Source organism: Mycolicibacter nonchromogenicus (assembly GCF_002101775.1).
Taxonomy (GTDB): domain Bacteria; phylum Actinomycetota; class Actinomycetes; order Mycobacteriales; family Mycobacteriaceae; genus Mycobacterium; species Mycobacterium nonchromogenicum.
Window position 1 is genome coordinate 1 of sequence record NZ_LQPI01000054.1, and the last position, 17,466, is coordinate 17,466.

At 68.6% G+C, this 17,466-nt stretch carries 18 protein-coding genes; 7 read left to right on the forward strand and 11 right to left on the reverse strand.

The genetic code is table 11. The features are described from left to right. Nucleotides 1–131: 131 nt before the first annotated feature. A complete protein-coding gene (locus tag AWC18_RS15240; protein WP_064997335.1) occupies nucleotides 132–536 on the reverse strand; it encodes an SCO2097 family morphological protein in 405 nt (134 codons plus the stop codon). A gap of 239 nt (nucleotides 537–775) precedes the next feature. On the opposite strand from AWC18_RS15240, the gene AWC18_RS15245 reads away from it, so the two are divergent. Beyond that, on the forward strand, nucleotides 776–1,393 hold the full coding sequence (locus AWC18_RS15245; protein ID WP_085139271.1) for a GNAT family N-acetyltransferase: 618 nt from the start codon (nucleotides 776–778) through the stop codon (nucleotides 1,391–1,393). A gap of 138 nt (nucleotides 1,394–1,531) precedes the next feature. Further along, entirely contained in the window at nucleotides 1,532–2,188 is a 657-nt protein-coding gene (locus AWC18_RS15250) for an LppM family (lipo)protein (RefSeq protein ID WP_165758014.1), read from the forward strand. A 14-nt stretch (nucleotides 2,189–2,202) separates the two neighbouring features. Here the strand turns inward: AWC18_RS15250 and AWC18_RS15255 are convergent, their stop codons facing one another. Continuing rightward, nucleotides 2,203–3,096, reverse strand: coding sequence for a mycobacterial-type methylenetetrahydrofolate reductase (locus AWC18_RS15255; protein ID WP_085139273.1), 894 nt, complete (start codon nucleotides 3,094–3,096; stop codon nucleotides 2,203–2,205). Between the two features lie 223 nt (nucleotides 3,097–3,319). Between AWC18_RS15255 and idsA2 the strand changes: the two genes are divergently transcribed. After that, nucleotides 3,320–4,369, forward strand: coding sequence for a bifunctional (2E,6E)-farnesyl/geranyl diphosphate synthase (idsA2, locus tag AWC18_RS15260; RefSeq protein WP_208858377.1), 1,050 nt, complete (start codon nucleotides 3,320–3,322; stop codon nucleotides 4,367–4,369). 15 nt (nucleotides 4,370–4,384) lie between these two features. Then, nucleotides 4,385–5,914 carry an alpha-(1->6)-mannopyranosyltransferase A gene (locus AWC18_RS15265; RefSeq protein ID WP_085139274.1) on the forward strand — a complete coding sequence of 510 codons (1,530 nt, stop codon included), beginning with the start codon at nucleotides 4,385–4,387 and terminating at the stop codon, nucleotides 5,912–5,914. A gap of 3 nt (nucleotides 5,915–5,917) precedes the next feature. Here AWC18_RS15265 and AWC18_RS15270 read toward each other — a convergent pair whose 3' ends face one another. Then, complete coding sequence (locus AWC18_RS15270) at nucleotides 5,918–6,322, reverse strand: Rv2175c family DNA-binding protein (protein WP_064997332.1); 405 nt, start codon at nucleotides 6,320–6,322, stop codon at nucleotides 5,918–5,920. A 52-nt stretch (nucleotides 6,323–6,374) separates the two neighbouring features. On the opposite strand from AWC18_RS15270, the gene AWC18_RS15275 reads away from it, so the two are divergent. Further along, nucleotides 6,375–7,562: a protein kinase domain-containing protein gene (locus AWC18_RS15275; RefSeq protein ID WP_234806544.1), complete on the forward strand. Its 1,188-nt coding sequence runs from the start codon at nucleotides 6,375–6,377 to the stop codon at nucleotides 7,560–7,562. A gap of 122 nt (nucleotides 7,563–7,684) precedes the next feature. Here AWC18_RS15275 and AWC18_RS15280 read toward each other — a convergent pair whose 3' ends face one another. From AWC18_RS15280 to AWC18_RS15290, 3 genes are all read right to left on the reverse strand, one after another. After that, the gene (locus AWC18_RS15280) at nucleotides 7,685–9,070 is read right to left on the reverse strand and encodes a class II 3-deoxy-7-phosphoheptulonate synthase (protein ID WP_085139275.1); all 1,386 of its coding nucleotides are present in this window, start codon (nucleotides 9,068–9,070) and stop codon (nucleotides 7,685–7,687) included. Between the two features lie 128 nt (nucleotides 9,071–9,198). Further along, nucleotides 9,199–9,705, reverse strand: a complete 507-nt coding sequence (locus AWC18_RS15285; RefSeq protein ID WP_064997106.1) for a polyadenylate-specific 3'-exoribonuclease AS — start codon at nucleotides 9,703–9,705, stop codon at nucleotides 9,199–9,201. Next, a complete protein-coding gene (locus AWC18_RS15290; RefSeq protein ID WP_085139276.1) occupies nucleotides 9,702–10,727 on the reverse strand; it encodes a hypothetical protein in 1,026 nt (341 codons plus the stop codon). The genes AWC18_RS15285 and AWC18_RS15290 overlap by 4 nt, the downstream gene beginning before the upstream one ends. A gap of 91 nt (nucleotides 10,728–10,818) precedes the next feature. Here AWC18_RS15290 and AWC18_RS15295 point away from each other — a divergent pair, with 91 nt between their 5' ends. Beyond that, a complete protein-coding gene (locus AWC18_RS15295; RefSeq protein WP_085139277.1) occupies nucleotides 10,819–12,114 on the forward strand; it encodes a glycosyltransferase 87 family protein in 1,296 nt (431 codons plus the stop codon). Here AWC18_RS15295 and AWC18_RS15300 read toward each other — a convergent pair. From AWC18_RS15300 to AWC18_RS15320, 5 genes are all read right to left on the reverse strand, one after another. Continuing rightward, a complete protein-coding gene (locus AWC18_RS15300) occupies nucleotides 12,075–12,809 on the reverse strand; it encodes a lysophospholipid acyltransferase family protein (protein WP_064997103.1) in 735 nt (244 codons plus the stop codon). The genes AWC18_RS15295 and AWC18_RS15300 overlap by 40 nt on opposite strands. A 110-nt stretch (nucleotides 12,810–12,919) precedes the next feature. Then, complete coding sequence (locus AWC18_RS15305; protein ID WP_085139278.1) at nucleotides 12,920–13,333, reverse strand: hypothetical protein; 414 nt, start codon at nucleotides 13,331–13,333, stop codon at nucleotides 12,920–12,922. Beyond that, complete coding sequence (locus tag AWC18_RS15310) at nucleotides 13,330–14,589, reverse strand: ArsA family ATPase (RefSeq protein ID WP_234806545.1); 1,260 nt, start codon at nucleotides 14,587–14,589, stop codon at nucleotides 13,330–13,332. Before AWC18_RS15310 ends, AWC18_RS15305 begins: the two co-directional genes overlap by 4 nt. Nucleotides 14,590–14,624: 35 nt before the next feature. Further along, a complete protein-coding gene (locus tag AWC18_RS15315; RefSeq protein WP_064997100.1) occupies nucleotides 14,625–15,062 on the reverse strand; it encodes an SRPBCC family protein in 438 nt (145 codons plus the stop codon). An 82-nt stretch (nucleotides 15,063–15,144) separates the two neighbouring features. Continuing rightward, nucleotides 15,145–15,540, reverse strand: a complete 396-nt coding sequence (locus AWC18_RS15320; protein ID WP_064997099.1) for a polyketide cyclase / dehydrase and lipid transport — start codon at nucleotides 15,538–15,540, stop codon at nucleotides 15,145–15,147. Nucleotides 15,541–15,653: 113 nt separating this feature from the next. On the opposite strand from AWC18_RS15320, the gene AWC18_RS15325 reads away from it, so the two are divergent. Beyond that, complete coding sequence (locus AWC18_RS15325; protein WP_064997098.1) at nucleotides 15,654–17,456, forward strand: AMP-dependent synthetase/ligase; 1,803 nt, start codon at nucleotides 15,654–15,656, stop codon at nucleotides 17,454–17,456. Nucleotides 17,457–17,466: the final 10 nt, after the last annotated feature.

Sequence of the window (17,466 nt, forward strand, 5' to 3'; positions counted from 1 at the left end):
GGCCCGGGGGGGGGGGGCCCCCCAGACTGCGGCGGGGGCGTGTCACCGGCGTGGCCGCGCCCAGGCGAGCGCAAAGAAAAAGGGCAGCCGGTCGGCTGCCCTTTTCACATCATGTGTGCCGCGGGATCGGCCTAGGGCTCGAACCGGCGGCGGAAACGGTCTTCCATGCGGCTGGCGAACGTGCCACCGCCGCCCTTGACCCGCCGTTGCGCGCTTCCGCCCGCCCGGGCCGCACCGTCGCGGCCGGCGGCGGCGTGGTTACCGGTGACGGCGAACACCGCGCCGCCGAACATGACCACGAATCCCAGCACGCTCAGAATCAGGAAGGCCGGGTTGACAGTGGTCGCATAGAACGGGATACCCGAGACCAGCAGCACCAGCCCGACCACAAACAAGGTCATACCCTGCACCCGCCGGCGGGTGGTCGGGGTACGCAGTGCACCGCCGCGAACGCTGGAAGCGAACTTGGGGTCCTCGGCGTACAGCGCGCTCTCGATCTCGTCGAGCATGCGCTGTTCATGATCGGAGAGTGGCATTCGTCCCTCCTTGCCGACGGCCGCTCAAATCGCTGCCCACGGCGCAAATACGGACTGTGCGGGCAACTAACACTGATACTACGAGGTAAGCCTGCGCCGTACCACAGACTTCACCAGCCGATTGTAGCCGCGCTGTGGCGATGTCGACCCACAACGGCCGACAGCGCCGGACCCAATCCGGATAATGGATTCTCGACATCGGGCACGCTCCCACATCTTCCGGGAAAGGAACCTGCACGTTGGTGACCTTCCTCCTCGACATATCGCCACGCGAAATGCGGGATCACCTCAGTGCGGCGCTGCGCGTCTATGTCACCGCGATGGGCTACCCGCCGGGCACCGAGAGCCAACGGGCCGGGATGTGGCTCGACCACACCCGCCGAAACGGCTGGGCGGCGGTGGCCGCTTTCACAGACAGCGAGACCGGCGAGGTGGGTGAGATTCGTCAGGCGGGCCCCGCGCCGGCCGGGTCGAACGGCGCCGAGCTGCTGGGCGTGGCCTACGGCTACTGCGGGGCGCCCGACCAGTGGTGGCAACAGCAGGTGGTGCTGGGCCTGCAGCGTCGCGGTCTGCCCCGCCCCGACATCGCGCGCCTGATGGCCAGTTATTTCGAGCTGACCGAGCTGCACGTCGCGCCACGCGCGCAGGGCAGCGGCCTCGGTGAGGCCTTGGCGCGCCGACTGCTGGCCGGGCGGCCCGAGGCCAACGTGCTGCTGTCCACGCCGGAGACCCATGGCGAAGACAACCGCGCGTGGCGGTTGTACCGCCGGCTGGGATTCACCGACGTGGTCCGTGGCCACCACTTCGCCGGCGATCCCCGGCCGTTCGCCATCCTGGGCCGGCCCCTGCCGCTGTAGAGACAAGCGCCGCGTCGCCGCCGGACCGGCCGGCAGGTCTGGCACGATGACCTCGTGCATCTTCGGCGTTCGCTTCAGCCCGATGGGAAGCCCGTTTCAGCGCCCGCTTCGCGCCGGCGGTTCGGCACCTACCGGCGCCTGGTGGCCCTGGTCGCGCTGTTGTTGGTCGCGGCGCCGTTGGCCGGGTGCGTGCGCATCCGGGCCAATATCACCGTCTCCCCCAACGATCAGGTCTCCGGCCAGATCATCGTCGCCGCCAAGCCGCGCAATGACGACGACACCGGTCCCAAGCTCAGCGCCGACGTGCCATTCCCCCAGAAGGTGGCGATCTCCCACTACAGCAGGGACGGCTACGTCGGCTCCCAGGCGGTGTTCTCCGACCTGACCTTCGCCGAGTTGCCGCAGCTGGCCGGGATGCACCGCGATGCCGCCGGGGTGGACCTGTCCCTGCGCCGGGCCGGCAATGTGGTGATCCTGGAGGGCCGAGTGGACCTCACCTCACTCAACGACCCGGAAGCCGACGTCCAGCTGAGCGTCGCGTTCCCCGGTGAGGTGACGTCCACCAACGGCGAACGCCTCGGCGGCGACATCGTGCAGTGGAGACTCAAGCCGGGCGTGGTGAGCACCATGAGCGCCCAGGCCCGCTACACCGACCCCAGCACCCGATCCTTTGTCCATGCCGCCCTGTGGCTGGTGCTGTCCACGTTCGCCGCAGCCGGGGCCGTGGCCGCCATCGCCTGGTACGGCCGGGACCAATCACCGCGGTTCAGCTCCCCCGACGACGACGCCGGCTGAGCGCCCGCCCGGGATCAGGAAGCCTGCGGCGACCAGTACTCGAGCATCTGCGCGAAGGTGCGAAATGCCGCCGCGGACACCCCGTAGGTGGCCTCGAAGTGGATGCTCAGCGGGAAACCCAGGTCAGCGACGCCATCGATGACCCGCTTGTACAGATCGAGCATCAACTTGCTCCGCTGGTCGGGTTCGCTGTCGGCGAGCGTCCTGACGAAGTCCTGTTCGGCGGCCACCGCCGCGTTGCCCGGATCCTGGATCAGCCAGTTGATCAGGCCGATCCGGTTCTCGAACGACGGCACGAAGCCGAACGAGAGCAACAGCTCCGGGCGCGCGTCGCTGTGCTTGGCGAACTCGGTCAAAAACGGCACGATCGCGTCGGAGTAGAGCAACTGAGTCAATCCGAACGTCGCCCCGCGCTCGCATTTGAAGTTGAACCGGCCGATCTCGTCGGCACGGGTGGGAATCAAGATGGCACCGCGGTTGGACACATCAGCGCGAAACGTCGCCAGCGCATCGGTCGGTGGCACTCCCGCACCCTCGCCGTCGGCCATGGAGCGGGGCACGCCGACGAAGACCACGCCCTCGATACCGGCGCCGGTCAGTTCGCCCAGGCGGCTGCGCAGCGTCGCCTCGTCGGAGAACGAGGTGACCTGGGTGCACAAGCCGGCCACGCCCGGCAGCTCGGGCCGAATGGCGTTCCAGAAGTCCAGCACGTCGAGCTTGGGCTTCATCTCGATCGGGCGGCCGTCGTCCTCGTCGATCATCCCCGGCATCAGGATGTGACGGATCCGCCCTTCGAGACCAACCTCCGCGGCCAACCGCACAACCTTGTGGGCCTCCTCGATCGTCTGCTCGGGGCCTTTTTCCACGTTCGGTGGGACAAGCTCGAGTGCGACGGTGTTAAAGGTCACGAACCAGCTCCTCATGAAAGACAGTCAGCTGACAGTCAACGGTGCCACAGGGCAGGAACGGGCAGCGTCGGCCGCCTCGCGCCGCTACCGGCCTGAGTCCCCCCGGGTGTGGTGGCACACTCTACGCTGGACCCACGCTGGGGGTCCCCGGCCGGGCAGCACAGAAAGGGGCGCCGAGCTGAGTTTCAAGGCATCCGCAGCGACTACACCGTCGGCCGCCGAGCTGGCCGTGGCCGTCACCGAACAGCTGCGCTCCCACCTGCGCACCCGCCGCAGCGAGACCGCCTATATCGGCGACGACTACGAGGCCCTGATCACCGGCCTCGAAGAATTCGTGCTGGTCGGCGGCAAACGGCTGCGTCCGGCGTTCGCCTACTGGGGCTGGCGCTCCATCACCGGCCGCGACGCCGACGACGCCGAGTTGCTGCTGTTCTCCGCACTGGAACTGCTGCACGCCTGCGCCCTAGTGCACGACGACGTGATCGACGCCTCAGCCACCCGCCGCGGCAACCCCACCACCCACCGCAAGTTCGCCGAGCTGCACCAGTCCCGCGGGTGGCGGGGCTCGGCCGACCAGTTCGGGTTGTCGGCGGCCATCCTGCTCGGGGACCTGGCGCTGGTGTGGGCTGACGACATCGTCGCCGGCGCTGATCTGCCGACCGATGCGCGCCGTCGGGTGCGGGAGATCTGGTCGGCCATCCGTACCGAGGTGTTGGGCGGCCAGTACCTCGACATCGTCGCCGAATCCAGCGGGGTGGACTCGATCGCCTCGGCGATGCGGGTCAACACCTACAAGACCGCCTCCTACACGGTGGTGCGTCCCCTGCAATTGGGCGCCGCCGCCGCCGACGACCGGCCCGACATTCAGGCGCTGTTCCACGAGATCGGCACCGACCTGGGCGTGGCATTCCAGCTGCGCGACGACGTGCTGGGAGTGTTCGGCGATCCCGCGGTGACCGGCAAACCCTCCGGCGACGACCTGCGTTCCGGCAAGCGCACCGTGCTGCTGGCCGAAGCCGTTGAGCTGGCGGACAAATCGGATCCGTTGGCGGCCAATCGGTTACGCACCGCGATCGGCAGCCCGCTGACCGAGGCGCAGGTCCGCGAGCTGTGCGAGATGATCGAGTCGGTCGGCGCGCTGGCGGCCGTGGAGGACCGCATGGATCTGCTGATCGACCGCGCCATGGCCGCACTGGCGGCAGCACCCATCGACGAAGTCGCCAAAGCCGGACTGACCGACCTGGCCAGCCGGGTCGCCGACCGGTCCGCCTGATCGCCCGGAGCGCCGATGTCGAACCCCACCACCCCACCGGCCTTGAGTACCTCCGGCGACGCCGCCGGCGGACTTTCCCGGCTGCGGCAGTTCGCAGCCGGCGAGGAGGCCGGGGCCGCCTGGCTGGGCTGCCTGGGGGCGCTGCTGATCACCCTCGGCGGCCTGGGCGCCGGCAGCACCCGCATTCAGGACCCGGTGCTGGATTCCCTGCACCTGTCCTGGCTGCGCTTCGGCCACGGCCTGGTGCTGTCGTCGGCGCTGCTGTGGACCGGGGTCGCAGTGATGCTGATCGCCTGGTTCGGCCTGGGCCGGCGGGTGATCGAGGGCACCGTGAACACCTACACGCTGATCGCCACCACCGGCTTCTGGCTGGCACCGTTGTTGCTGTCGGTCCCGGTGTTCAGCCGCGACACCTACTCCTACCTGGCCCAGGGCGCCCTGCTGCGGGATGGATTCGATCCCTACGTGGTCGGGCCGGTCGACAACCCCAATCCCCTACTCGACGACGTCAGCCCGATCTGGGCGGCGACCACGGCACCGTACGGACCGGCGTTCATCATGATCGCCAAGCTGGTCACGATGCTGGTGGGCAACAACGTGGTGGCCGGCACCATGCTGCTGCGCCTGTGCATGCTGCCCGGGCTGGCGCTGCTGATCTGGGCCGCACCCCGGGTGGCCGCCCGAGTCGGTGGCAGCGCGCCGGCGGCGCTGTATCTGGCCGTGCTCAACCCGCTGGTGATCATCCACCTGATGGGCGGGGTGCATAACGAGATGCTGATGGTCGGCCTGGTGATCGCCGGGATAGCGCTGACCCTGGAACGCCGCCATCTGGCGGGGATCACGCTGGTGGCGCTGGCGGCGGCGGTAAAGGCCACCGCCGCAATCGCATTGCCGTTCCTGGTGTGGGTGTGGATGCGCCGCCTGCGCGAGACCCGGGGTTCCTCGCGCGGTTATCCGACCGTGGTCGCGTTCGCCATCGCGGCAGCGGTGTCGGCGGCGATCGTCGTCGTGGTGTTCGCCGTGCTGTCGGCCCTGGCCGGCGTGAGCCTGGGCTGGCTGACCGCGCTACTGGCCGGCAACGTCAAGATCATCAACTGGCTCACGGTGCCGACCGCGGCCGCCAACCTGATCCACGCCGTCGGCTCGCTGGTCTTCCCGGTCAACTTCTACGCCGTCCTGCACGTCACCCGGATCACCGGGGTCGTGGTGATCGGGCTGCTGCTGCCGGTGCTGTGGTGGCGGGCCCGGCGCGACGATCGCGCGGCGGTCGAGGGAATCGCCCGGGCCATGCTCGTCGTGGTGCTGTTCGTGCCGGCCGCGCTGCCCTGGTACTACACCTGGCCGCTGGCGGTGGCGGCCACCCTGGTCCGCTCGCCGACCGCGATCGCCGCGATCGCCGCGGCGTCGAGCTGGATCATGGTGATCTTCCGGCCCGACGGCTCGCACGGCATGTACAACTGGGTCCACGTGATCGGTGCGACCGGATGCGCGGTGTACGCCTGGTACCGGCTGTCCACGGCGAAGCCGGCAGTCGACGCCGCCTAAGGCTCAGTAGGCCATGGCCTGCGCCCGGCGCATGACCTCACGTGCCTCGTGCGCGTGCAGCGCATCGATCGGGCGAGCGTTGTCGATCGACTCCCGCTCACCGTCGCGGGTCAACGACAACGACGAATCCGGGGTGAACAGCCACCGCACGATCTCGGTCTGCTGATAGCCACCGTCGTGCAACACCGCCAGGAGGCCGGGCAGGCTCTTGACGACGTCGCCCTCGGGGGTGAAGAACACCTGCGGGACCACCAGCACCCCGGCGCGGCGCACCGCAAGCAGGTGGTTGTCGCGCAGGTACTGGTGCACCTTGGTGACCGGCACCCCGAGCATTTCGGCGACCGTCGGCAGGTCAAACATTGGTTCGTCGGGCTCAAGCACGTCTTCGGCGGCCGGAATGCTGCTCACGACACAAGTTTAAAGCCGCCGGACCGGCCACCTGCACACATACCATGACCAGGTGACTGGAGCGTGGGGCGGCGACGCATTGGAGGGCGCGCTGCTCGACGGCCGGTACCGCCTCGGCACCCGGATCGCCACCGGTGGCACCTCGACGGTCTATCGCGGCGTCGACGAGCGTCTGGACCGCCCGGTCGCGGTCAAAGTGATGGACCTGCGCTACGCCGGCGACCAGCAGTTCCTGACCCGATTCCAGCTCGAAGCCCGCGCGGTCGCCCGGCTCAAGGACCCGGGGCTGGTCGCGGTGTACGACCAGGGCTTCGGCACCCCGCACGACCCGGGGCAGCCGTTTCTGGTGATGGAACTCGTCGAGGGCGGGACGCTGCGGGAGCTGCTCAACGAGCGCGGCCCGATGCCGCCGCACGCTGTCGTCGCGGTACTACGTCCGGTGCTGGGCGCCCTGGGGATCGCGCATCGGGCCGGACTGGTGCACCGTGACGTGAAACCGGAGAACATCCTGATCTCCGACGACGGCGACGTGAAGGTGGTCGACTTCGGGTTGGTGCGCGCGATCGCGGCGGCTGGAATCACTTCCACCAACGTGATTTTGGGCACCGCGGCCTATCTGTCACCGGAACAGGTCCGCGACGGCAGCGCCGTCCCCGCCAGCGACGTGTACGGCGTCGGCATACTGACCTACGAGCTGTTGACCGGACACACCCCGTTCTCCGGTGATTCGCCTTTGACGGTGGCCTACCAGCGGCTGGATCACGATGTCCCCCCGCCGAGTGCCGCAATCGGCGGCGTGCCAGGCGAATTCGACGATCTGGTTGCCCGAGCGACGGCCCGTGAACCGGAGCAGCGCTATGCCGACGGGCTCGAGATGGCCGACGCGGTGGACGCGATCACCGCGCGGTTGGCGCTGCCGGCGTTCCGGGTGCCGGCCCCCCGAAACTCCGCCCAGCACAACGCCGCCGCCCCAGCCCGCCGCGCCCCGGAACGTCCCGCGCCGCCACCACGCCAGACACTGCACATGACCCGCGGTCCGGCCGACTGGGTGGACGACACCGATACCCACTATGAGTTGGTGACAGGGCAATTCGGCGGCGTCGAACTGAGCCGGTTCGTGTTGGAGCGCCAGCACGCGCGCCGGATGGTGATCATCTGGCTGGCTGTGCTGTTCGCCGTCACCACGTTGGTCGCCGCGTTGGCGTGGACGCTGGGCAACAACGTCGGCGCGCTGCTCTAGCCGAGCCCCTCTTCTCGCCGAGCAGACGCGAAAGCCCCCTAAAACCGGGCCGGCAGGGGGCTTTCACGTCTGCTCGCGGGGAAAAGGAGACCCGCGGGGAAAAGGTCCCGCGGGGGAAAAGGTCAGCCGCGCAGCATCTCCGCGACCAGGAAGGACAGCTCCAGGCTCTGCTGGGTGTTGAGCCGCGGATCGCAGGCCGTCTCGTAGCGACCACCCAGGTCCGCATCCGAAATGTCCTGGGCGCCACCAAGACACTCGGTGACGTCTTCCCCGGTGAACTCCAGGTGGATGCCGCCCGGGTGCGTGCCCAGCGCGCGATGCACCTCGAAGAAGCCCTGCACCTCGTCGACGATCCGATCGAAGTGCCGGGTCTTGTGCCCGGTGGAGGCCTCGTGCGTGTTGCCGTGCATCGGGTCGCACTGCCAGATCACCTGGTGACCGGTGGCCTGCACCTTTTCGATGATGCCCGGCAGCAGGTCGCGCACCTTGTTGTTCCCCATCCGGCTGACCAGGGTCAGTCGGCCCGGCACATTGTTCGGGTCGAGGCGCTCGACGTACTCGACCGCAAGCTCCGGCGAGGTGGTCGGCCCCAGCTTGATGCCGATCGGGTTGGCGATCACCTCGGCCAGCCCCACATGCGCCCCTTCGAGCTGGCGGGTGCGCTCGCCGATCCACACGTAGTGCGCCGACAGGTCGTAGAGCTGCGGCGTGCCTGCGACGTCGGCCATCCGCAGCATGGCCCGCTCGTAGTCGAGCACCAGGGCCTCGTGGCTGGCGTAGATCTCGGCGGTCTGCAGCTCCCGGTCGGCGACGCCGCACGCGCTCATGAACTTCAGACCGCGGTCGATCTCACCGGCCAGCGCCTCGTAGCGGGCACCCGCCGGCGAGGTCCGGACGAACTCCCGGTTCCAGTCGTGCACCAGCTCCAGCGATGCCAATCCCGACGACGTCAGCGCCCGCACCAGATTCATAGCGGCGCTGGCGTTGGCGTAAGCCCGCACCAAACGTGACGGGTCGTGTTCGCGTACTTCGGCATCCGGGGCCAGGCCGTTGACCATGTCGCCGCGGTAGGACTTCAGCCCCAGCGCGTCGATGTCGGCCGACCGCGGCTTGGCGTACTGACCGGCGATACGGGCGACCTTGACCACCGGCATGCTGGCCCCGTAGGTCAGCACCACCGCCATCTGCAGCAGGGTGCGGATGTTGCCCTTGATGTGCGGCTCGGTGTTGTCGGTAAAGGTTTCCGCGCAGTCGCCGCCCTGCAGCAGGAAGGCCTCGCCCCGGGCCACCTGGGCCAGCAGGGCCTTGAGACGCTCGATCTCCGACGCCACCGTGATCGGCGGGACGCTCTCCAACACGGTACGCATCGCCTTGGCCTGGTCAGCGGGCCAGCTCGGCTGCTGGACGGCAGGTCGGGCCAGTGCGGCGTCGAGGCGCTCGCGCAGATCCGCGGGCAGCGGCGGCAACGCCGGCAGCTGGTCGATGGGTACGTCAACGGTCCAGTTCACCCGACCATGGTAGCCGGGTGCCGACCCTGCTAAATCAGCCCAGTTCGCTGCCGGTGCGAACGGGCCCGCTCCTCAACGGTCCGCTGCGCGGCCCGCATCGTCGAGGGCCGTGCTGATGGGCCCGCTCCTCAGCGGTCCGCTGCGCGGCCCGCATCGTCGAGGGCCGTGATCACCTGGAATCGGCGGTGGGTGTCGCGGGCGTCCACCAGCGCATCGTGACTGCCCGTCGACCTCGGCGGCAGCCGCGGCCGGTCCCGGTCTTCCCACAACTGCCGAAGCTCGTGGGTGAAGCGCGGGATCGGGGCCGGCAGCTCAGGCATGGTGCCCCACAGCTGGCAGAGCACCACGTGGTCATAGGCACCCACCCAGGCCCACAACTCGATCTGCTCGCCACGGTCGACGCCGAAGAACTCCTCCAGGTCCGCGCGGATCCGACTGCGCGACCGCCACGTCTGCGAAGCCGGTGACGGCAGCTTCGGCAAGACGTGGGAGCGCACCCAGGGCCCGGCCCGGCCCGGGTCGAACTCGGTGGAGACCGCATAGTATTCGCGGCCGTCCTCGGCGACCACGCCGATCGAGATCAGCTCGATGGTGCGGCCGTCCTCGATGAACTCGGTGTCGTAGAAGTACTTCACTGCCACGGCCCGCCCGGCCGGTGGATCCGAGGCGAGGACACCGGCGCCGAAAAAGGCCGGGTCGGCGCCGTCGCCTCCGAAACCGACCGGTTGGGGCCCGAGCGGGCCGGCGAACCCGCGGCGGGTGCCGGCGGCACGGGAGGCCTGCCGATCGGACCCCGCAACCGGGGAGCCATGAACTGCACCGTCGGAGCCGATGCGGCCCGCACCTCACGGTCGAGTTCGGCGTCGACGGCCCGCTCGTCGGGCACCTGGGGCCGGCCCGCTATCGCATCCTGCAACCAGAGCTTGGCCGCGATCGCCGGCCGGCGCAGCCGCCGCTCCCGCGCCAGCGCACGGCGCATTCGGGCCTGATCAGGCAGGTAGCGCCACCGCGCCCAGGGAGCGTGCGGCCGAGACAGCCGCACCGCACCCACCAGCAGCAGCGGAAAGAAGAACATCCCGATCAACCCGGTCCACACCTTGCCTTTCAACAACACCACCACGCCCAGCGGCAACGCCATCACCATCCCGGCGATCACCCCGGCGTGGATCAACGGCGACGAGGTGTCATGCCACGTCGCCAGAACGAACGTCAGGGGATGAAAGCCCAGCACCAACAGTCCGGCGACCGCGGCGGCCGCGAACACGGCGTCCACCGACGCACGGCCGTCTTCCTCCCAGTACACGTCGGACAGGTGCAGGATCAGCGCGTACTCGTCGAGCACCAGCGCCGCCCCGATCCCGAACGTTATCGCAGCCAGGCTGAATGTCGGCTCGTGCGAGTTCGGCCCGGCGGCCACCAGAGTCACCCCGGCCACCATCACCAACACCACCCCGAAGACCACATGGTGAATGTGCTTGGAGCCGATGTGCAGATTACGGGGCTGCCACCACCGCGGCGGCGCGGGGTTGCCGGCCTGGCTGCGGATGTAGCGCACCACCGCCCGGGTCACCAGAAACGTCGCGAGGAAGGCCAGCAGACAGCCCAGCAGCGGCAGTCTGCCCCGGCCGACGATGTCGTCGCGGAACCATTCCAGCACCTAATGCAACGTACGCCCCCGCGGCACACCACGCCGGGATCGCCACAGGTGTAGCTGCCATAACGTCGCTACCCGATAGGCTGTGTGCGACATGACTACATCGCGGCCGCCCGACCCGGGCCGTCGGCACGGGGGCATCAGCGGTTGGGCCGTTTGGTGGACCTTCACGCTGCTGGCGGTTGCGGCTCTGGGCTACACGACGTGGCGGGCACTGGGCAGCACGCCGTACCACATCGACGTCGACGTCTACCGGATGGCGGCCCAGGCCTGGCGTGAGGGCCTGCCGCTCTACGGCGAGGACTGGTTCCAGACCAAGATCGAGGGAACGGTTCTGCCGTTCACCTATCCCCCGATCGCCGCGGTGATGTTCGCGCCCCTCACCTGGGTGTCGCTGGGCGCCGCGACCGCCGCGCTGACCATCATCTCGACGCTGCTGCTGGTGGTGTCGATCACGATCGTGCTCACCGGCCTGGGGGTCCGCTTCGACAATGTGCCCGACTGCGGGCCGGCCTGGTGGCACCGCGCTGTGGTGGCGACGGCGATTGTCGCGGCGTCCATCTGGCTTGACGCCGAACCGATCTGGGCCAACTTCGACTTCGGCCAGGTCAATGCGGTGCTGATGACGCTGGTGATCGCCGACTGTGTGCCGCGGCGTACCTATTGGCCCCGGGGCGCGCTGCTGGGTGTCGCGGTGGCGCTGAAGCTGACGCCGGCGGTGTTCTTGCTCTACTTCCTGTTACGCCGCGACCGGCGTGCCGCGCTCACCACCGTCGCGTCGTTCCTGGCGGCGACCCTGGTGGGCTTCGTGATGGCCTGGAGTGATTCCTGGCAGTACTGGACGCACACCGTTCGCGACACCGACCGCATCGGCGGGGCCAGCCTGAACACCAACCAGAACCTGGCCGGTGCGCTGGCCCGGCTGCCGCTGGGCGACCAGGTGCGCTCGGTGCTGTGGCTAGCCGGCTGTCTGCTGGTACTGGCGTTGATGTGGTGGGCGGCCCGCCGGGTGCTCGCCGCCGGTGAGCCGATCCTGGCGCTGGTCTGCGTGGCACTGTTCGGGCTGGTGGTCTCCCCCGTCTCGTGGTCACACCACTGGGTGTGGATGCTGCCCACCGTGGTGGTCACGGCGGTGGTGGCCTATCGGCACCGTGCGGTGGTGCTGGGCGGGCTCAGTGCGGCCGGGGTGGCGCTGATGATGCGCAGTCCTATCGAGTTGCTGCCCGAGCATCACGAGGCCGGCGCGGTGTGGTGGCGTCAACTGGCCGGCACGTCCTACGTGTGGTGGGCGCTGGCGATCATCATCACGGCCGGCGCCACGCTGCGGCCCGGCAACCGGACGAATCCGGATCAGCCCGCCGCAGTCTCCGGAAACCGGGCGACCGGCTGAGCCGTTGCCCCGTTCTGTTGCGGGGCACCGTTTTTCACGCTCGCCGCGTAGATGTCGACGTACTCCTGGCCGGACAACCGCATCAGCTCGTAGATCACCTCGTCGGTGACGGCACGTTCGATGAAGCGGTTGTCGGCCATCCCGTCGAAACGGGAGAAGTCCATCGGCTCGCCGATGCGGACCGTGACCCGCCCGAACCTCAGCATCTTGGTGCCGGGCGGGTTGACGACGTCGGTCCCGACCATGACGACCGGGATCACCGGGACACCGGTGTGCAGCGCGAGCCGCGCCAGTCCGGTCTTGCCCTTGTACAGCCGGCCGTCGGGCGAACGCGTGCCCTCGGGGTAGATGCCGAGCAGCTTGCCCTGCGCGAGGATTCGCTGCGCGGTGGTCAGCGCGGCCTGCGCGGCGTCAGCGTCGTTGCGGTCGATGGGGACCTGTCCGACCGCGGTGTAGAACCAGCGGGTGAACCAGCCCTTGAGGCCGGTACCGGTGAAGTACTCCGACTTGGCCAGGAAGGTGATCCGCCGACGGACCACCAGGGGGAGGTAGAAGCTGTCCATCACAGCCAGGTGATTACTGGCCAGGATCGCCGCGCCTCGATCGGGGATGTTCTCCAGACCCTCGACCTTCGGACGGCCGATCACGAGCAGCAGGGGCCCCAAGAGTACGTACTTGAACAGCCAGTACCACATGGCCCCTCCCTCCTGCCCCTCTTAGGCGGCCGTGTTCGCGCCAACTTTACCGACCGGGCGTGGCTGGAGCCACACGGTGCTTCGTCAGATCGCGAATTCCCTGGAATTCCTCAGCTTTTGCCGTTCCGGGTTTCGGTTTCGGTTTCGATGGTGACCGGTATGGGCTCATAGCTGGGCCGGGCCGCCGGACCGTCGCCGCCCCCGTCTCCCCCGGGCGAGCCGGGATCGGGTGGCGCCCCGCCGCTCGGGCCGGTCTCGCCGACCACGGCGCGGATCACCTCATACAGCGCCACGCTGTGCTCGGCGACGACGGTGAGCAGCGGATGTTCTTCCCCGGTCACCAGTGCCGCCAGCGCGCACACCGGGCACCACACCTGTTGGCATTTGCCGGGACCGTCGCCGGACGAGGCCGCCAGCAGCGCTGCGGCGCGCACCGCCGGGTCGAGTCGGTCCAGGATCGCTTGAGCGAGCTTGCGCAGCTCTGGCCCGAGGTCGCCCAGGTCGGGGTGCGCGCCAGCGTTCAACGTCGCACCTCCTCCTCGCCAGTCGCCGGCCAGAGTTGTGGATCCGGCCGAAAGCGCACCGTCAGTTCATTGCCGCGCAGCGTCGCGCCCATGACCGTGCATCGCCTCAGTACCGACGCCAACCGAACCCGACGTCGGGTGCCACCTGCATTGATGATCAGATCATCTCCGGATCGCCCCAGGCTCAGCGCACCGGAATCCACCTGGGGTAACTCTAGCCGCAGTCGATACACGGCTCCCAGCCCGGAACCGGACTCCCGATCGACCACCGGCCGCACCGGACCGGGCGGCGCCGAGCCGTCGCGGCGACGGCTGTTGGCGAGCAGATCACCCAGCGCTTTGGGGCCGATCGGCTCTCCCGCCAAGTGCGGGACCAGCACCATCGCCACGTCGCCGATGGCGCGGTCGACTTCGTCGAGGACGCCGCTCTGCTCCCGGATCCGTTCGGCGTACCAGTCGAACGCCGGGTGGGCCGGCAGATTCGTATAGGCATACGAATCGTCCTGCAGCAAAATCTGATTCACGATCAGTTCTGCCACCCGGACACCGGTCAGCGACAGCGCCCCCAGGGTTCGGACGGCTTCGGCGGCCACCACGCGCTCGGCGGTCAGCACCAGGTGCGCGGCGACCGTCGTCTCATCGGTCAGCCGCTCGGCGAGCTGCTCGGCGGCGCCGCTGATCCGCTCGATCAGCTCCACCAGAGCATTCGACCGGGGATCCTCGGTCCCGCTGAGCCGGCGGTGCCGTGGCCAGGCCCGCTCGGCGTAGAGCGCCGCCGTCGCCGGCAGCGTCAACATCCGCATCGCATCGGCAGTGGATGCACAGTCGACGACGACCCGGTCCCACCGGCCACTGTCGGCGAGTTCGCCGACCTCATGCAGGCCCAGCACCTCTTGAACCCCGGGAAGCGTCGAAAGTTCTTCGGGGGCAACGCTACCCAGATCAGACTCCGGGAACCGCGCGGCCAGGACGTCGACGACGCCCGCCCAGTGCCGCTCCAGCAGCGCCAGCGTGTCCAGTGCCATCACGTCCAGGCAGCCGCCGCTCGCCCCGATGTCCTCGATCTCCACCGCGATGGGGTCCCGGCCGCCGCTGGGGGGCACCTGGATTCCGAGCACATCCCCGACCGAGTGGGCCTGGTCGGTGGAGATCAGCAGCACTCGGTCGCCGGCGCACGCCCACGAGACCGCGGTCGCCGCCGCGCACGTGGACTTGCCCACGCCGCCCTTACCGACGAACAAACTGATCGCAGCCACTGCAAGCGCAGTCGGCGTTCCTGCCTCAGGCGGCCTCACTCAGCCTCTGCTCGCTTCTTCAGGTCTTTCAGCGCGGTGTCGGTCAGCCTGCGCTCCGCCTTGCGCTTGAGCAGACCGATCATCGGAATGAGCAGATCCACCGACAATTCGTAGCGGACCTCGGTTCCAGATCCCTTGGGCGTCAAACGATATTCGCCGTTGAGGGCCTTCAGGAGCGAACTCGACGCCAATGTCCAGCGCACCGAACGGCGGTCGGGCGCCCAGTCGTAGTTGAGCACCATGGTGTCTTTGAGCACGGCCGCGTCGAGCACCAGACGCGCCACCTTCGGGTAACCGTCGGCATCGGTTTCGAGCACTTCGGCCTCGGTGTACTCCGAAACCCAGTCAGGGTAAGCGCCGATGTCGGCGATCACCTTCATCACCGTGTCCGGATCCGCCGCGATGTAGATCGTCTGAGCTGTCTTATCCGCCACGTATTCAATTCCCTAACTCGCTCGCGCCTGCCACACGGGCCCTCGGCACAGACGGTACCTCGCCGTCCCCGGCGAAGCCGGGTCAACTGACAGTGATCGGAGCCACCCCTACCGGCCGGGAACTCTCGAGCCGGTGCTTGATCTCGAAGGCCATCCGCTTGCCGGCGACCCGGCGGCGGTGATTGAGTTTCGCCAAGTTCAGCCGGGCCAACTGCCGGCCGGTGACACCGGTGGGTTCGGCATGCAGGAAGTAGTGCAGCAGCACACCGTCGAGCATCGGCTCCAGCCAGATCTCCATGGTGCCGGTCAGCGGCCCGCTCACCGTCCACCGCATGCCCTTGTCGGCACGATCCTCGACCACCTGCAGCTGCAGATCGGGCCACCACCGCTGCCAACTCGACCGATCGGCGACAGCCGCGCCGACCTGCTCGCCGGAAGCGGCGACGAACGTCTCGTCGGCGATCTGGATACTGTTCATGGCCCGAAAGCGTATCGAACACGCTTGCGCAACGTGAACACCGTCACGCCCCTCATCAGGTGCCGACTAGGCTGAGTGGACAAACACCCAGGTTGGCAAGAGAGGTCGTCGCAATGCGTGAGTTCAGTGTTCCCGCGCCGTTCACCGTCGAGGAGCACGACAACGTGGCCGCGGTTGTCTACGAGCACGAGCGCGACAATCCGGACTTCGTCATCTACCAGCGGCTGGTCGACGGGGCCTGGACGGATGTCACCTGTGCAGAAGCCGCCGCACAGATCCGTTCGGCCGCACTGGGCCTGATCAGCCTCGGCGTCGCACCCGGGGACCGGGTGGTCATCTTCTCGGCGACCCGTTACGAATGGCCCATCCTGGACTACGCGATCCTGTCGATCGGCGCGGTGACCGTGCCGATCTACGAGACCTCGTCGGCCGAGCAGGTCCGCTGGGTCATGCAGGACTCCAGCGCCGTGGTGGCGTTCGCCGAAACCGACGCCCACGCCCAGATCATCAACGAACTCGCCGACGACCTGCCGTCGCTGCGGCGGGTGCTGACCATCGACGGTTCGGACACCCCCGCCCTCGACGCGCTCGCCGAGGCCGGCGCCGGCGCAGACCCGGCGCAACTCACCGCGCGCCTCGACGCGCTGCGGGCCACCGACCCGGCCACGCTGATCTACACCTCGGGCACCACCGGGCGCCCCAAGGGCTGCGAACTCACCCACTCCAACCTGATCCACGAGGTGCGTGGCACCCAGGCCGCATTGCCGACCCTGATGGCTCCCGGTCAGCGACTGCTGGTCTTTCTGCCACTGGCCCACGTGTTGGCTCGCGCGCTGAGCATCGCGGGCTTCTCCAACAAGGTGACCGTCGGCTTCACCAGCGACATCAAGAACCTGGTGCCGATGTTCTCGGTGTTCAAGCCGACGGTGGTGGTGTCGGTGCCGCGGGTGTTCGAGAAGGTGTACAACACCGCCGCCCAGAACGCCGCCAACGACGGCAAGGGCCGCATCTTCGAGATCGCGGCTCAGACCGCGGTGGACTGGAGCGAGGCCCTCGATCACGGCGGCCCGGGCCTGCTGCTGCGCCTCAAGCACGCCCTGTTCGACAAGCTGGTCTACCACAAGCTGCGCACCGCGCTGGGCGGCAACTGCCGCGCCTCGGTCTCCGGCGGGGCGCCGCTGGGCGAGCGGCTGGGCCACTTCTACCGCGGCGTCGGCCTGTCCATCTACGAGGGCTACGGGCTGACCGAGACCACCGCCGCCATCACCGTCAACCCCGTCTCCGGCATGAAGGTCGGGACGGTCGGAAAGCTGGTGCCCGGCAACAGCATGCGCATCGCCGAGGACGGCGAGCTGCTGGTTCGCGGCGGCGTGGTGTTCAACGGCTACTGGCAGAACGAGCAGGCCACCGCCGAGGCGTTCACCGACGGCTGGTTCCGGACCGGCGACCTGGGTTCCATCGACGACGAGGGCTTCCTCAAGATCACCGGCCGCAAGAAGGAGATCATCGTCACCGCCGGCGGCAAGAACGTCGCCCCCGCGGTGCTCGAGGACCAGCTGCGGTCGCACCCGCTGATCAGTCAGGCGATGGTCGTCGGAGACGCCAAGCCGTTCATCGGCGCGCTGATCACCATCGATCCCGAGGCCATTGAGGGCTGGAAGCAGCGCAACGGCAAGGCCAGCAGCGCGACGCCGGCGGACCTGGCGACCGACCCGGATCTGATCGCCGAGGTGGACGCGGCGGTCAAGCAGGCGAATCTGGCTGTCTCGCACGCCGAGTCGATCCGCAAGTTCCAGATCCTGCCGGTCGACTTCACCGAGGCCACCGGCGAGCTGACCCCCACCATGAAGGTCAAGCGCAACGTGGTCGCCGAGAAGTTCGCCGACGCGATCGAGGCGATCTACGCCAAGGGCTAAGGCTCGACTG

Bases quoted from the DNA above. Each gene is read 5' to 3' on its own strand.
- AWC18_RS15320 (WP_064997099.1), bottom strand. From the start codon at position 15,540: ATGAACAGTATCCAGATCGCCGACGAGACGTTCGTCGCCGCTTCCGGC.
- AWC18_RS15265 (WP_085139274.1), top strand. From the start codon at position 4,385: ATGTCGAACCCCACCACCCCACCGGCCTTGAGTACCTCCGGCGACGCC.
- AWC18_RS15295 (WP_085139277.1), top strand. From the start codon at position 10,819: ATGACTACATCGCGGCCGCCCGACCCGGGCCGTCGGCACGGGGGCATC.
- AWC18_RS15240 (WP_064997335.1), bottom strand. From the start codon at position 536: ATGCCACTCTCCGATCATGAACAGCGCATGCTCGACGAGATCGAGAGC.
- AWC18_RS15325 (WP_064997098.1), top strand. From the start codon at position 15,654: ATGCGTGAGTTCAGTGTTCCCGCGCCGTTCACCGTCGAGGAGCACGAC.
- AWC18_RS15300 (WP_064997103.1), bottom strand. From the start codon at position 12,809: ATGTGGTACTGGCTGTTCAAGTACGTACTCTTGGGGCCCCTGCTGCTC.